12 protein-coding genes and 1 pseudogene are annotated in these 15,757 nt (G+C 41.9%); 9 read left to right on the top strand and 4 right to left on the bottom strand.

Features of this window, described 5'->3' with window-relative positions:
- Window positions 1-3 precede the first annotated feature (3 nt).
- Window positions 4-228, bottom strand: coding sequence for an addiction module protein (locus QUA74_RS06180; protein WP_333326140.1), 225 nt, complete (start codon window positions 226-228; stop codon window positions 4-6).
- A 234-nt stretch (window positions 229-462) separates the two neighbouring features.
- On the opposite strand from QUA74_RS06180, the gene QUA74_RS06175 reads away from it, so the two are divergent.
- Complete coding sequence (locus QUA74_RS06175) at window positions 463-1,407, top strand: glutathione S-transferase C-terminal domain-containing protein (protein ID WP_333326289.1); 945 nt, start codon at window positions 463-465, stop codon at window positions 1,405-1,407.
- A gap of 22 nt (window positions 1,408-1,429) precedes the next feature.
- Here QUA74_RS06175 and QUA74_RS06170 read toward each other — a convergent pair whose 3' ends face one another.
- Window positions 1,430-2,080: a Uma2 family endonuclease gene (locus QUA74_RS06170; protein ID WP_333326287.1), complete on the bottom strand. Its 651-nt coding sequence runs from the start codon at window positions 2,078-2,080 to the stop codon at window positions 1,430-1,432.
- A gap of 276 nt (window positions 2,081-2,356) precedes the next feature.
- Between QUA74_RS06170 and QUA74_RS06165 the strand changes: the two genes are divergently transcribed.
- Together QUA74_RS06165 and QUA74_RS06160 are read left to right on the top strand one after the other, a co-directional pair.
- A complete protein-coding gene (locus QUA74_RS06165; protein WP_333326138.1) occupies window positions 2,357-2,617 on the top strand; it encodes a hypothetical protein in 261 nt (86 codons plus the stop codon).
- The gene (locus QUA74_RS06160; RefSeq protein ID WP_333326136.1) at window positions 2,614-2,808 is read left to right on the top strand and encodes a hypothetical protein; all 195 of its coding nucleotides are present in this window, start codon (window positions 2,614-2,616) and stop codon (window positions 2,806-2,808) included. Before QUA74_RS06165 ends, QUA74_RS06160 begins: the two co-directional genes overlap by 4 nt.
- Window positions 2,809-3,076: 268 nt before the next feature.
- On the opposite strand, the gene QUA74_RS06155 is transcribed toward QUA74_RS06160, so the two are convergent.
- On the bottom strand, window positions 3,077-3,424 hold the full coding sequence (locus QUA74_RS06155; protein ID WP_333326134.1) for a hypothetical protein: 348 nt from the start codon (window positions 3,422-3,424) through the stop codon (window positions 3,077-3,079).
- Window positions 3,425-3,541: 117 nt separating this feature from the next.
- On the opposite strand from QUA74_RS06155, the pseudogene QUA74_RS06150 reads away from it, so the two are divergent.
- Window positions 3,542-3,737, top strand: a pseudogene (locus tag QUA74_RS06150) (IS701 family transposase); the annotation flags it as partial.
- Window positions 3,738-4,169: 432 nt separating this feature from the next.
- On the opposite strand, the gene QUA74_RS06145 reads toward QUA74_RS06150, so the two are convergent.
- A complete protein-coding gene (locus QUA74_RS06145) occupies window positions 4,170-4,541 on the bottom strand; it encodes a helix-turn-helix transcriptional regulator (protein ID WP_333326132.1) in 372 nt (123 codons plus the stop codon).
- A gap of 494 nt (window positions 4,542-5,035) precedes the next feature.
- On the opposite strand from QUA74_RS06145, the gene QUA74_RS06140 reads away from it, so the two are divergent.
- The 5 genes from QUA74_RS06140 to QUA74_RS06120 all read left to right on the top strand — a co-directional run bounded on the left by QUA74_RS06140 (window position 5,036) and on the right by QUA74_RS06120 (window position 15,738).
- On the top strand, window positions 5,036-6,673 hold the full coding sequence (locus QUA74_RS06140) for an aromatic amino acid ammonia-lyase (protein WP_333326130.1): 1,638 nt from the start codon (window positions 5,036-5,038) through the stop codon (window positions 6,671-6,673).
- Between the two features lie 225 nt (window positions 6,674-6,898).
- Entirely contained in the window at window positions 6,899-7,237 is a 339-nt protein-coding gene (locus QUA74_RS06135; RefSeq protein ID WP_333326129.1) for a hypothetical protein, read from the top strand.
- A 2-nt stretch (window positions 7,238-7,239) separates the two neighbouring features.
- A complete protein-coding gene (locus QUA74_RS06130; protein ID WP_333326127.1) occupies window positions 7,240-8,802 on the top strand; it encodes a long-chain fatty acid--CoA ligase in 1,563 nt (520 codons plus the stop codon).
- A 94-nt stretch (window positions 8,803-8,896) separates the two neighbouring features.
- Window positions 8,897-10,054: a 3-oxoacyl-[acyl-carrier-protein] synthase III C-terminal domain-containing protein gene (locus QUA74_RS06125; protein ID WP_333326125.1), complete on the top strand. Its 1,158-nt coding sequence runs from the start codon at window positions 8,897-8,899 to the stop codon at window positions 10,052-10,054.
- Between the two features lie 236 nt (window positions 10,055-10,290).
- Window positions 10,291-15,738: an AAA family ATPase gene (locus tag QUA74_RS06120; protein ID WP_333326124.1), complete on the top strand. Its 5,448-nt coding sequence runs from the start codon at window positions 10,291-10,293 to the stop codon at window positions 15,736-15,738.
- The last annotated feature ends 19 nt before the right edge of the window (window positions 15,739-15,757 follow it).

Here is a 15,757-nt window from a genome sequence, read left to right as displayed (position 1 = left end):
AGTTTATTTTCGTGCTTTGACTGAAGCTTTAACTTCTTCCCAAGTCAGCACATTATCAGGATTTGCTTCAGAATCATCAATTCGGCGATCGAGTTCCTGCTTTTGAAAGTCTGTGAGGTCTGGGTGAACCTGTTCTGCCGCTATACTGTCTAAGATTGCTTGTACAAGACCAATCCGATCTTGAACGCTGAGGGCGACGATCTGATTTAAAGTGCCTGTGAAATCCATAAATTTAAGTTAAGCGCCAAGGACTTAGTAGATTATTATAACTCAAAACCCAGATCGAGGCAGAGCCAAAGCATCTGCGTTCCCATGCTCTTCCTGGGAACGAGGGAATAAACCTTGCAATGTAAGTTAAAATAAGCAAATTATGTTTAGCAAACCTCTTTTAATCGCACTGTGAAAAACAAATCGCTTCCTTCATCCGTAACAGTCAAGCTAGGCAAATTTGTCTGGACATCAATGTGGCAATTAATGATGTCAAAACTAGCGCCGCCCGATCGCACGGGAGCATACATTCGCCCCAGCAGCAGTTTCCGCAATTTTGTCAGCACAGAAGCAGACAACCCTTACCAACCCGCCACAGCACGATATCGCCTCTTTGTGGGTACGGGATGCCCTTGGGCGCACCGCACTCTGGTGACGAGAGCGCTCAAAGGGCTGGAAGATGCGATATCCGTGTCTATTGTCTATCCCTCTGAAGGGGGAATGTGGGTGCTGGAGTCGGAGACTTTTGGCTGCAACACGATGCCCGAACTTTACCAGTTGGCTTTACCGGGCTATCAGGGGCGGTGTACAGTGCCGGTGCTGTGGGATGACTCGAAAAAGGCGATCGTCAATAACGAAAGTTCGGAAATTATTGTAATGCTAAACTCGGAGTTTAACGAGTTTGCTAGCAATCCTGAAATGGATCTTTATCCTCTGGATTTGCGAGAACAAATTGACGAGTGGAATGAGAAGATTTACCAATCGGTGAATAATGGCGTTTATCGCTGCGGTTTCGCGCAATCTCAAGCTGCTTATGACTCGGCTGGTAGTGAATTGTTTGCTGTTTTAGACGAGATCGATCGATCGCTCTTGAGGAGTCGTTACCTTTGTGGCGATCGGGTGACGTTAGCAGACGTGCGGCTATTTACTACTCTATTCCGTTTTGATGCAGTTTACTACAGCTTGTTCAAATGCAATGTGCGCCGCATTCAGGATTACGAGCATTTGGGAGCTTATCTGCGCGACTTGTATCAGTTACCGGGAGTTGCTGGCACTTGCGATTTAGAGGCTGTGAAGCGTGATTATTACGGCAATTTATTCCCGCTGAATCCAGGCTGCATTATCCCCGCAGGGCCCGATCCGGCGAGCTTGCTCAAACCTCACGATCGAGAAAAAGTCCCACACAAACCAGGTGTTTGAACAAGTTGGCGCGGACTCGATCTTATGCTTGAATTTCACTTGTTGGCTGGTTGACTTCTTCGTCTTTAACATCAAAATCAATTCGTGCGTAAATCTCTCTCAGCGACATATGAAATTCTACGGATTCTAGGATTAATACAGATTCCTCTGAATCATATTCTGTTAATACCCATTTTCCATTAGAATTTTTAGCAAATTGTTCAATGTGATAGCTGTATTGGTCAATTAAAATGTATTCTCGAAATTCCGGGATTGAGCGATAGGCGAGAAATTTACCACCTCGATCGTAGTCTTTGGTTGAATTGGATAAAACCTCGACGATTAGCCGAGGATTTGTGACAATTGTTTTGTTACTTCCTTGATAGACTGGTTCTCCTTGAATGACGATGATATCGGGATAGACGTAGCGGCGAGTTTGGGGTATCCACAGGCGCACATCATTGATAAATGTCTCGTAATCTTGACCATTCACAGTCAAGGGGAATTTTTTGTAAAAGTTCCCAGCGATTTTGTTGTGGTTTGCTGTTCCGCCTGACATTGGTACTATCTCCCCATCAAGGTATTCACTTTTGTCGATCGCACTTTCTTCTAATGCGAGATATTCCTCTGGCGTGTAGTAGCGTTTCTCTGTTTGTGGTTGCTTTTCGATTGCTGGTTTTTCTTGGGTTTGCATTGCCATTCCCTTCTGCTCTCAAGTGATTTTATGATAACATGAAATAAGTTATTAAGTAGACCCACCTCAAAAAAACACTCACCAGCCCGACTGCTTCTTAAATAAATCGGGGATGTTACAGCCATCGCGTTTTACTTTTACACTATTTTAGGCTAAAATTTAATTACAATAAGTTTTTATAGGGGGTGTAAATAGGGCTGATTTACATCAGGAACCAGTGAAATTATCACTCAAATAAAACAGCAGGGTTTAGATATTGTCAATGAAGCTTTAGCCTTGGAATTAACCATTTTTGAACTATGTGGAGAGACAGAGGCAACGATTACCGCACTGGATGAAATGAAAAGTGCAGCCGAAGATGCTGAATCCTCTTACTCTCAACTATCTACTATCCAGCTTCAAATTGCCCAATCTCAACCTGTTGCGTCTCCTGATATGCTACAATTACTAGAACGAGCTATAGCACGAACCCAAGCAAAGATTCCGGCACTGGAGCGTAGTATTGAAGAAGTTAAGATGGAATATAATTTGCCATGAATAAACAACCGCGCATCCCCGCTCCCGAAACATCTAAACGTTTGCTATCTAACCTCCGCCGAACTCGGATGGAGGTTCAAGAAGTCAATTTAGAATTAGGAGAAATTAACGCCATGCTGGCCGAACAGCTTCGTCAGCAAAGATTGAATCGAGTCAGGCGATCGCTCCATAGCTCAACAGCAGAATTGTAAATTAGCCAAAGCCACAAAAAGTTTAAGGAACGCGATCGCTTTTTTTGAACCGATCCCTCGCACAGGCGGGACGATGGAGGCGGATGGATGAAAGGGCGGGCGGGACACCACACAAGATTTTTATTGGTTTTGTTTGTGCAAATTAAATGTGTTTTAGCTTATTAAGAAACCTTCAAAACTTGATTAAAAACCCGGTTTTTTCAAAAAACCGGGTTTTTAGATCGCTGCTTACAGACTAGCTTTTTGATTCACTTTGAATTTCCGCGCTCTAGAGAAATGGGGGGTATACATCTATCCGGCAAAATTTTATTTTTATGCAAATTTCGGCTAAAGTCGGCGCAGAGCCTGGAAACGAAGGATTGTCAAGATCATTTATAGTCTCGCTAAATGTCCTGACTGTTATTTCGCCGCCTAAATCCTGAGCGAGTAAATCTATACCGTTAATAACTTTATTTGGCTCTGCGATACTCAAAACCTCATAGCATTTTTCCCGATAATCAGGACGATCTTGAAAATACTGAATCGCTCGATCGAGCGGTTCCATAACTGGATAAGCTGCTTCCGCTTTGTCGATCGCCTCTTGGGGAATCGGAGTCGCTAACCTTTGAATAGCCAAGTCGATTAAATCTCTAGAATTTACCCGATCGCTCGACTGTCATCGGCCTTTGCCAACAAATTTTCTGCTATACTATCAATTTGATTCAAACAAGGAACAGGCGACCAATTGGGATAATACAGTTTTATTGTTTGGCATCAATTAACTGGGGGACTGAGACGACGATGAACCAAGGAACCATTAGAGACATTTAGTGAGGCCTTAGAAGCTTTCTTTGAGAAGAGCTATATCTTATAGATTTGTGCGCGGGCTGCAAGAAAACATGGACGCCCAAGCTGCATATAAAGATCGTTTAGGCTTGGTTTGGGCTTAAAATTTGTTTAAGTCCCGCTAGCTGTTGTTTCACTCACATCAAATTGTATTCCTAACATTTTAAATATCGAAAGTTGATGCAAGTTAAATAAAGTTAATAGAATTTCAGTAGCATCTGTTAACTTACGATGGCGGCCCCATGCCGCCTTAATAAGTCTCGTTTTTTTGCTCTATTTCTGCTTGTTTTTGAGCGTGTAAACCCTCAGCGTGAACAATTAATTAAATTTATCTAGTTGTTCGTAGTTCATACCTAGCAACCTTTGAGTTTCAGATGGAGGCTTATCAATATATTCCTGAAGCTGACTCATATTTTTGGTAACGGTAAAATCCTATTTTATACTATCGGCGATCGCACTAGCAATTTTTATTTCGGAGAGGTCTAATGAGGCAAGAGCTGTGGAATTCTTGCCTATACAAACAGGCCGTTAAATTATTAGCCAATTAGCTCAAAACCCTTAGCAGGAGAGGAAACACTATTCTTAATCCGCGCCGCCACTACCATCAGTAGCAAGGCCAAACTGTCGTCAGAGAGTCCATCAACCAATATCTGCATATCTAACAAAGACTCTAGTTGCTTTGGCACTGACATCTGGCTGCTGTTGCCAAATCCCTCTCCACCCGTCAGCCGATTACAGAAGTAAACGCGGGCTCCCGGCTTAATCTGGTCCATTGCCTCGATTAATTTCCACAGCACCTCCGTAGAGATGCCTGTCTTGTCCCGCCGAAACTCAGAAATATGATTCTCGCTAACGCCTGAAAACTTGGATAACTGTTTTCCAGATATCCCGTAGCGTTCAATAGTCATCCTAAAAATTTCGGAAATCATTGTAACGTTTTGTGACAAAAATCTATGATTAGCCTTGAGCGGTGGTATTGTCCTGAAGTTATCGGTCAATAGCCCCAGTAACAGCTTAACAGCTTTAATAACTCAATCAATTATAACTCTGCCCGCATAATGTAGTGTCGGCGCAGTTTTATTTTGCCCTGAGCACAATAGACGCCAACCGAATTTAAGCTTCCAGCCTTAACGCAATAAGGCTTGTAGACTCCTCATCGGTGATGTCTAATGGCTGCGGCTTGTTTTACGAAACGAAAGGCAAGATTTGAATACTAATGGCAGAGTATGGTATCTAGTCATATTTCTCTGTCATTTAATTCAAAGTAACATCCCGGTTTCGAGTGTGCTGTGACTAGAGTCACATTTGAGTGGCATCTATCTATAAATTTAGGATCTAAGAAGTGTCAAGAAACTTAACAGAGCCGATTTCTCTACAATTACCCAAATGGCCGGAGCCTAATTTGAGTAACGTAACTGTGGGGAACCGACGGCTGAGTGTAGAAGAAGTTGCCAGGGTTGCCCGTTGTGGAACCAGAGTTCGGTTAAATGATGAAAGCGATGTTGCGGAACGAGTACAAGCATCCTGCGACTACATTGCGAATGCTGTCGAGTCGGGAAAGCCGATTTACGGAGTCACAACTGGCTTTGGTGGGATGGCCAATACAGCGATCGCACCGGAAGAAGCCGCGAGTTTACAAAACAATTTGATTTGGTTTCTCAAAGCTGGTGCCGGGCCAAGGCTGCCCACAGCTTGCGTCCGCGCCGCCATGCTCTTGCGAATTAACTCCCACCTCCAGGGCGCTTCAGGAATTCGGCTGGAGTTAATTGAGCGGACGATCGCATTTCTAAACGCAGGAGTCACGCCTCACGTGTGTGAATTGGGTTCCATCGGCGCTTCCGGCGATTTAGTTCCCCTAGCGCACATCACAGGTGCATTAATAGGTCTAGATGACAGTTTCACTGTTGATTTTAACGGCAGAGAAATGTCAGCAATTCAAGCGTTAGAAATATTAGGTTTACCAAGAATTGATCTGCTTCCCAAAGAAGGGTTAGCAATGGTTAATGGTACGTCTGTAATGACCGGCATTGCTGCCAACTGCGTCCGGGATTCGCAAGTAATACTTGCCTTGGCAATGGGTACTCATGCCTTGACAATCCAAGGATTAGGCGGGACAAATCAATCGTTCCACCCCTTCATTCACAAGCTCAAGCCTCATTTTGGTCAAGTGTGGGCAGCTTCCAAAATGGTCGAACTCCTCGCAGGTTCCTGCTTGAATCGAGATGAGTTAGATGGTTCCCACGAGTCTCGCGGCGCTCATCCGATACAAGACCGTTATTCGCTGCGTTGTTTGCCTCAGTACATGGGGCCGATTGTGGATGGAATCGCAGAAATTGCCCAACAGATTGAAGTTGAAATTAACTCGGTTACTGACAACCCCTTAATCGATACTGAGAATCAAGCTAGCTATCACGGCGGCAATTTTTTAGGGCAATATATTGGCGTTGGGATGGATCGATTGCGCTATCTTTTAGGTCTGCTGGCTAAGCATTTAGATGTGCAAATTGCGCTGTTAGCTGCACCTGAATTTAATAATGGTTTGTCACCTTCTCTGGTTGGCAACACCAGCCGTAAGGTCAACATGGGATTAAAAGGTCTGCAAATAGCTGGAAATTCCATTATGCCACTATTGAGTTTTTACGGAAACTCAATTGCTGACCGCTTTCCCACTCACGCCGAACAATTCAATCAGAATATCAATAGCCAAGGATTCGCTTCAGCTAATTTAGCTCGTCGCTCAATTGAATTATTCCAGCAATATATGGCAATTTCCCTAATGTTTGCCGTCCAAGCCGTTGATTTGCGAACCCATCAAGTAGCCGGTCACTATGACGCGCGGGAGTGTTTGTCCCCACTTAGCTTACCGCTATATGAGGCTGTGCGCGAAGTTGTGGGACAGCACCCGAATGTTGATAAATCTTACATCTGGAACGACAACGAGCAATCTTTAGATATACACATTGCCATGATTGCTGCTGACATTGCACAGGAAGGACGAATTGTGCAAGCTGTGAACCGGATTTTATCAAGTTTGAAGTAGGAAGAGGAAAGGGAAGGAGTTTTGAAAAAAACTCACATTATTTCATCCCCTTTTTTCCTCGGATGGCCTGTGTAAAACAGGTCATTTGTAGCTAAGAATAGCCTGCCTAATGGCGTAAAAAATAAGTTAAAAATTTAACTTATCAAGAGCTGCTTGTCCCTTACACAAACAGTCATAAATTTTCGGGTGCAAAAGATTGTTGAACATTACTAGAAAGGCACAACAATGGTTACTCACAATATTTCAGCTAACATCTCGAAAACTGCTTTTCAGCTAGATATTTACCGAAGTAAAAAAGCAGAGAAATTGTCAAATCAGCCACACTTTTTGGCGGATGCTGTTCGCCAATGCGTCAAAGTATATCAACTTGAACCGAGGGATTGGCAACAATTTTCTCAGACAATTCATCCGAGTTGCGTGGGGGATATTTCCTCAGAAAAAAAAGAGCGATCGAAAGCTTTACGTCGTGGTTTCCGATTTGTCTTAACGACGGTGCACCAGTGCATCCAAATCTTGAACACGAAACCTATGGTTTGGCGGCAATTTTACGGAGAACTAAGATAGGGATGAACATTGCAGAGCATATCGAGAGAGGGTGTAGATTTTTCCCTCAGAAAACTGCCTTAATTTTTGAAGGTAAATCTTTTACTTACAAGCAGCTAAATCAATTAGCAAACTGCGCTGCGAATGGTTTGCAAGGATTGGGGATTAAACGGGGAGATTGCGTTGCTCTCTTCCTGCCTAATATTCCCGAATTTGTCATTTCTTATCTGGGCATTTTAAAGATTGGGGCTGTCGCAGTTTCTATCAATGCAATGCTCAAAAGCGATGAAGTTCGGTTTATTCTCAATGACTGTGCTGCTAAGATAGTAATTGCCACAGAATCATTGCGAAGGCAAGTGCCTGATGATGATTTAGCTTACCTTCAATACATTCTGATTGCTGAAGATGGAGTTATTAAACCGCCGAGTGTGGTTGGTAGCCATTCTTCTCATGTTTCTGGGAGCGAGCTGAGTTTAAACTGTAAAGAAATCAGTTTGTTACAACTGATAGCAAACGCTTCTGCTGAAGCTAAAGCTATTGAAATGGAACCTACAGAACCCGCTGCAATTATCTATACATCGGGGACGACGGGTTTTCCTAAAGGTGCAGTGCTTTCTCATGGGAATGTGACTTCAAATATGCACTCTGTCAAGCATTGCTGTGGTATGAGGGCTGAGGATCGGTTACTTTTGTATTTACCCTTGTTCCACTGTTTCGGTCAGAATTTTATTCTGAATGCGGGATTGAATGCTTGTGCGACTATCATTTTGCAGCGCAGGTTTTATCCGGCCGAAGTGTTGCAAGTAACGGCGGCGGAGCAGATTACCATGTTTTTTGGAGTGCCGACAGCCTTTGCCAAGCTGTTAGAAATGTCGCCTGATGAATGCAACTTTAACTCAGTGCGCTATTATTTTAGCGCTGCTGCCAGAATGCCCTTGGAAGTTGTAGATCAGTGGCAAGAACAGTATGGTCTGGTGATCCATGAAGGGTACGGTTTGACGGAAACTTCACCTTTTTCTTGTTACAACCATTACTTGAAATATAAGCCTGGTTCGATTGGGATGCCAATTGATAATGTGGAAATGAAAGTGGTGGATAGTGAGGGTTCAGAAGTTGATGTCGGGGAAGTTGGCGAGATTATTATTCGCGGGCCTAATGTGATGTCGAGCTATTGGAACCGTCCCGCTGAAACTGCCGAAGTTATGTCAAATGGTTGGTTTCATACTGGAGATTTGGGCCGGATGGATGAAGAGGGCTATTTCTATATTGTTGACCGCTTGAAGGACATGATTAATGTTTCTGGATTTAAGGTTTATCCGAGTGAATTGGAGCGGGTAATTTCTCAACATCCAGCGGTGGCGGAAGTGGCTATTTATGGTGTTCCTGACAGAGTGAAAGGTGAGAGAATTTTGGCGAATATTGTCCTTAACAATGGGCAAGTTGTCGCGCCAGAGGATGTGATTTCTTTCTGCTCTAAGCAGATAGCTGCTTATAAGGTTCCTCACCTTGTCCGGTTTGTTGATTCGCTGCCCAAGAATGCGACGGGTAAGGTTTTGAGGCGGGTTTTGCGCGAGGCGCATAGTTAAGTTGCTCATTGTTAAGAGATAATTCTTAGCTAATGAGCATTAAATTTGCTAGCTCTAGGAGTTAGAGCCTAGAGCTGGCAAGGTCCAAAATTTCATGTTGTTTATTTCTGTTCAAATGAGTTTTGTCAAGATGAATCAAGCTGTAGGAATCCGAGCAATTGCAGTTAATTTTCCAGAGCGTGTACGTACTAACGATTACTGGAAAAAGAATTATCCAGGGTTCTTAGCTGAGCTTGAGCAAAAAAATAAAAAAGTGCGACTGTTTGATAATGATTCCCAAGAAAATGCTAATTGGGTACAGGCAGTAAAACCTTATCGAGAAGATATATTCAGGGGAGCGTTAGAAAGAAGAGTTTTGGCTGAAGGCGAAACTTCTATTTCTCTTGAATGTGGAGCAATTGAAAAAGTTTTGCAAGCCAATAAAGTAGAAATCAATGATATTGATTTGCTGATTTCTTGCGCGATGTTTCCAGAAAAATTAGTGATTGGGAATGCTACTCACATAGCACAAAAGTTAGGCTTTCGAGGTGTCGCTTGGAATTTAAATGCTACCTGTGGAGGAGCTCTTTTAGCCTTGGAAAATGCTGTTGCGTTAATCAGAGACAAAAGATTTAAAAGGGTATTAGTCTCCTTATCCTGCAATTATTCCAAGCACATAGAGTATACCAATTCTTTCTCATTCACGCTTGGAGATGGAGCAGCCGCTTTTATTGTTGAGAAACTAGAAGAAGGACAAGGTTTACTCCATTCCTATTCAACAAACACTCATGATACCTGCGGAGTAATTTATCCCAGGTTTACGGTAGATCAGATGGGAAATCCAAGAGTGTTAATTACTTTGAATAAAGATTTAGTGAAATACGCGACTTCTTTATTCATTAAATACTTCCAGCAATGCTGCCAAAAAATCTTGTTTGAATCTGGAATTGCAGTGGAGGATATAGACTACTTCATTTTTTACCCACCAGCAGCAGGTTATGTCGATTTTTGTGCTTTAGAACTGAATGTACCTAAAGATAAAATCATCGACATTTTTCCCAAGTATGGCAACATTTCCGTAGTGTCTGCTATGGCTGCTTTACATCATGCAGCCGCCGTGAAAAAAATCAGAAAAGACGATTTAGTGATGATTTATTCTCACGGTTTTTCTGGCAGCTCCGCCGCCAGTATTATCCGATGGGGCGATGTGGCTCTAGGGCCTGCTCCGACCCCCTCAGAAAATTTAATAGCCACACTTGTAGGCGCACGCTAAGGAAATAGGGAACTCCGGCAGTCTGGTTGTCTTCCGATAAAGCTTCGACTTTTTATCTAATAACTAGATTTTTGTCAATACTTAAGATTTAATTAATTAAATCTTAAGTTTTTGTTTTATATCGAAAATAATCTTCGATACAAAGGTAAAATGTTAAAAACTGATAACATGATATATCAACTCAGGGTTCATCAGTATCATGCTCTTTCACTACTGTACTCCTTTAAAGATATATAATGAGAACCCCTCTACCTGGATACCAACTGATTGCCCCGCTCCACGAAGGTACAAAAACCGTTATTTATCAAGGTCGCTACGAATTAGAACACACTGCTGTCATCATTAAAACCCTCAAAGCCGAGTATCCCACCCTAGAAGAAATCGCCCGAATCAGACACGAGTATCAAATCCTCCACTCTTTAAACATCCCAGGCATTATCAAGCCCATCGAATTAAAACCTTATGAACACGGACTTGCCCTAATCTTAGAAGATTTTGGCGGACAACCCCTCAAACAATATATTACCGCCCAAAAAACTTCCTTAATAAACTTTCTTCAAATCGCCAGTCAACTCGCGCAAATTCTCGGCGAACTGCATCAAAATCAAATTATCCACAAAGACATTAAACCCCAAAATATCCTCATAAAACCCGAAATTAGAGAAATAAAACTCATCGACTTTAGCATCTCCACCCGCCTCGAAAAAGAAATTCCTACCATCAGTAACCCCAACTACATCGAAGGCACACTCGCCTATATGTCTCCCGAACAAACCGGGAGAATGAACCGCTCAATAGACTATCGCACCGACTTTTACTCCCTGGGTATTACCTTCTATGAAATGCTGACGGGTCAACTACCATTTAATTCTAACGACCCAATGGAATTGGTGCATTCTCACATCGCAAAACAACCCGCGCCGCTAAATCAGCTAAATCCAGAAATTCCCCAGGCCGTAGTTGATATCGTAATGAAATTATTAGCAAAAACTGCTGAAGAGAGATATCAAAGCACTCGCGGACTTTTAGCCGATTTAGAAGAAAGTCTCAAACAACTAGAAAAATCAGGAGAAATTAAAGATTTCATAGCCGGAAAAGTAGATCGATTCGGTGAATTTCTTATTCCTCAAAAACTATATGGACGAGAAACAGAAGTTGCAACCCTAATGGCAGCCTTTGAACGAGTTGCAGTTGGCTCAACAGAAATGATGCTCGTCAGCGGTTATTCAGGCATTGGAAAAACCTGCGTTGTGCAAGAAATTCATAAACCAATAGTCCGCCAGCGTGGTTATTTTATCGCCGGTAAATTTGACCAATTTAAAAAGAACATTCCCTACGCCGCCTTAATTCAAGCTTTTCAAGAATTAATTCGACAACTGTTAACAGAAAACGCAGAAAATATAGGAATTTGGAAAGAGCAACTTGTACAAGCTTTGGGACAAAATGGACGGGTAATTATCGACGTAATTCCCGAAGTAGAACTGATTATGGGCGAACAGCCAGAAGTTCCCCAGCTAGGTCCAACAGAATCTCAAAATCGCTTCAACCGAGTTTATAAACAATTTATTCATGTATTCACTAAACCAGAACATCCGCTTGTTCTATTCCTAGATGATTTGCAGTGGGCTGATTCAGCCTCTCTGAAGTTGCTGCAACTCTTGATCACAGACACGGATAGCGAATATCTATTACTAATTGGAGCTTATCGAGATAACGAAGTTAGCCCCACTCATCCCACAATTCAAACCATTGAAGAGATTGAAAAAACAGGTGCGGTTGTAAATAACATCGTCCTCCAGGCTTTAGATATTAGCAACGTCCGTCAATTAGTAGCCGATACTCTTCAGGGAGATAACAATTCAATAAAATTAGCAGACTTACTCTTCAATAAAACTCAGGGGAATCCTTTCTTCCTAACACAACTTTTCAAGACTCTGCACTGTGAACAACTGTTAAACTTTGAATTTATCAAAAGTTGCTGGAAATGGGACATTAAGCAGATTCAAACCCTGGGAATTGCTGATTATAACGTTGTCGAACTGGTAGCCAGAAATATTCAAAAACTGCCAGAATCTACGCAGCAAATCTTACAATTAGCCGCTTGTATCGGCAACCGCTTTAACTTAGATGTCTGCGCGATTGTTAATGAAAAATCACCGCTAGAAACAGCCGATGATTTGTGGTCAGCACTTCAAGCAGGTCTAATTTTACCCCTAAGTAACGACTACAAAATTCCTCTGGCTTTTCAGTCAGAAGAACAAGGAACGCTACTTTTTGAACAATCCAAAGTTAGCTATAGATTTTTACATGACAGGGTGCAACAAGCAGCCTATTCAATAATTCCTGAAAATCAGAAAAAAGCCACCCACTTGAAAATTGGTAAGTTATTGTTGCAGCAATACGCAGACAACGCCTTGGAAGAGAATATATTTGATATTGTTAATCAGTTGAATATTGGGTTGGAATTCATCACGCAAGAGTCAGAAAAAAATGAACTTGCCAATTTTAATTTGATAGCTGGACGAAAAGCAAAAGCAGCGACAGCTTATGAAGCCGCTGTCAGATATTTGAATGTAGGTTTAGAACTGCTGCCAGAATCTAGCTGGCAAGTTCACTATGAATTGATGCGAGATATCCACTTAGAAACATTGGAAGTAGAATACCTTAATATTAATTTTGAACAGGCACAAAAGCTATCTGATATTGTTCTTTTACAAACAAAAACTGTCCTTGAAAAAATCAAGGTATATGAATTAAAAATTCCATTTTATTTATCCCAAAATCAGCCTCAAAAAGCTTTAGACACAGCACTGCAACTGCTAAAAAAATTAGGAATTTCTTTGCCTAAACATCCAAACAAGCTCAGTATAATGCTTGGATTATTTCGTACCAAATTTATAGTAGGGAGAAAACAAATTCGAGATTTAGCAAACTTGCCAGAGATGACTAACCCCGATCATTTGGCAACTATAAGGATTTTGATGAATATTATTCCGGCAGCATTTGCTGCTAGTCCCGCTCTTTTTCCACTTGTTGTCTTTAAAATTGTCTATCTTTCTGTCAAATATGGGAATACAGCTTTATCTGCTCAGGGTTATTGTATGTATGGTATGTTGCTTTGTGGAGTGCTGGGAGATATCGATTCTGGATATCAATTTGGACAACTTGCTTTAACTTTATTGGAGCAGTTTAATGCTAGAGAAATAAAAGCTAAGGTTTACCATTCATTTAACCATTTTATTCGAGAGTGTAAAGAGCCAATAAAAAATACAATAACTCCTCTAAGTGAAGCTTTTAACAGTGGAGTGGAAACGGGAGATTTAGAATATGCAGGTTATGGAGCTTTATATCAATCTATTAATCTTTTTTGGAGTGGCGAGCACCTAGAATCTGTTGCTAATGTTCAGCAACGATATCTAAAAGCACTTGAAAATTACAAGCAAGAATTTACGGTCGATCTTTTGGCTATCTGGCATCAATTTGTCTTGAACATAAAAAATGAATCTCCTAATACTACACTTATAGGAGAAAGCTTTGATGATTCACAAAGATTATCTATTTTAAAAGAAGCTAATAATAATACGGCAGTTGCTTATTTTTATTTAGCTAAACTTATGCTATTTTATTTATTTAAACATTTTTACCAAGGTCTTGAAATAGCTATATTACTAGAAAAATACAAGCAAAACTTGAGTGGTGCTATGCTGCCAAGTACATGCAACTTCTACTATTCCCTAGCCCTCCTCGCTCACTACCCAGTCACCACCAAAACCGAACAAAAAGAATACCTCAAGAAAGTCGCCACCCATCAAAAACAAATGAAAACCTGGGCGCACCACGCCCCAATGAACTTCCAACATAAATACGAACTCGTAGAAGCAGAAAAAGCGCGAGTATTAGGACAAAACGAGACAGCAATAACCTACTACGAACGAGCCATCAACGGAGCCAAAGAACAAGGATTCATCCAAGAAGAAGCCCTCGCTAACGAACGTGCTGCCGAATTTTATCTAGCCCTCGGTAGAGAAAAAGTCGCCAAAACCTACATGACCGAAGCCTATTACTGCTACATTCGCTGGGGAGCCATCGCCAAAGTCAGAGACTTAGAAGAAACATATCCCCATCTCATCTCCCGCACGCAGCAGTCTGAAACTATCAGCCTCGACCCCACTAGCACAACCACCTCAAACTGGACGACAACCTCTACTTGCAGCCATTCAACAGCACTTGACCTCGGTACAATTATGAAAGCAGCACAGGCGTTATCGGGGGAAATTGTTCTCAGCGAACTGCTAGGTAAATTAATGACCATTCTCATAGAAAATGCCGGAGCTACTCGTGGTTCATTGCTCACAAAACCCCCTTTTTCATCTAACCAAAGCGAGAATCAGTGGGTGATTTCAGCCACCGGAATCGTGGAAGGTAACGACCTCACCGTATTGACCACTCCTCAACAACCTGAAGAGGAAAATATTTCCGTTCCTCTCCTAAAAAATGCAGTTCCAGCCGCAATTATTAACTACGTTGCTCGCACTAAAGAAACAGTCGTTTTAAACGATGCCAGCCACGAAGGAATTTTTAAAAAAGACCCCTATATCCAACAAAATCAGCCCAAATCAATCTTGTGTAGACCCCTGCTCAATCAAGGTCAACTTACAGGGATTATCTATCTCGAAAATAACTTGACCACCGTTGCATTTACCGCTGACAGACTCACAGTCTTACAAATGCTATCGGGACAAGCTGCCATCGCTATTACTAATGCCAAACTCTACGCAGAAGTCAATCACCTCAACCAAAATTTAGAACAAGCCAACCAACAACTTGCAGCATATTCGGAAACCCTAGAACAAAAAGTTGAAGAACGAACCGCAGAATTAAAAATAGCTCAAAAACAAATAGTAGCCTCAGAAAAACTCGCCTCCCTCGGAGCCCTCACCGCAGGTGTTGCCCACGAAATCCGCAACCCCCTCAACTTCGTCACTTCTCTTGCTACACTCTCAGAAGACTTAACATCTGAAATCGCAGAAGAAATAGACCGCCAATCCCAAAACTTAGACTCCGAATCTCTGGAATTAATTAACGAAAACCTCACTTATCTTAAGCGCAATGTATCAGAAATTAACGAACAAGGACAACGTGCCAACAGCATTATTCAAAGTATGCTAATGCACGCTCGCAGCGAGGGCAGCAGCCGCCAAAAAACCGACATCAACGCCCTCGTCGCTCAATCCCTACAATTAGCTTACCACAGCATCCGTGCTAAAGATAAAACCTTCAACCTTACCATTGAAACCGACTATGACAAATCAATTGAAGAACTAGATGTCGCTTTTTCTGACCTCAGCCGCGCTTTAATTAATATCATTGATAATGCTTGCTATGCCTCTTATATTAAACAATCTAAAATGACCGCCGATTTCAATCCCACAGTTTCTGTTACCACTAAAAATCTAGGCACTGCAATAGAAATTCGCATTCATGATAATGGCATCGGCATTCCTAAAGAAAATCAACAAAAAATATTCCTCCCTTTCTTCACTACCAAGCCTCCCGGACAGGGAACAGGTTTAGGTTTATCCATCACTCACGATATCATTGTTGGACAACATCGAGGCAATTTGGAAGTGCAAACCGAAACCGGAAATTACACCGAATTCATCATTACTTTGCCCAAAAGTTAAATAGCTTTGGCGCACGTTC

The organism is Microcoleus sp. LAD1_D3 (assembly GCF_036702135.1).
Lineage (GTDB): Bacteria > Cyanobacteriota > Cyanobacteriia > Cyanobacteriales > Microcoleaceae > Microcoleus.
This window is presented reverse-complemented; position numbering and strand designations above follow the sequence as displayed.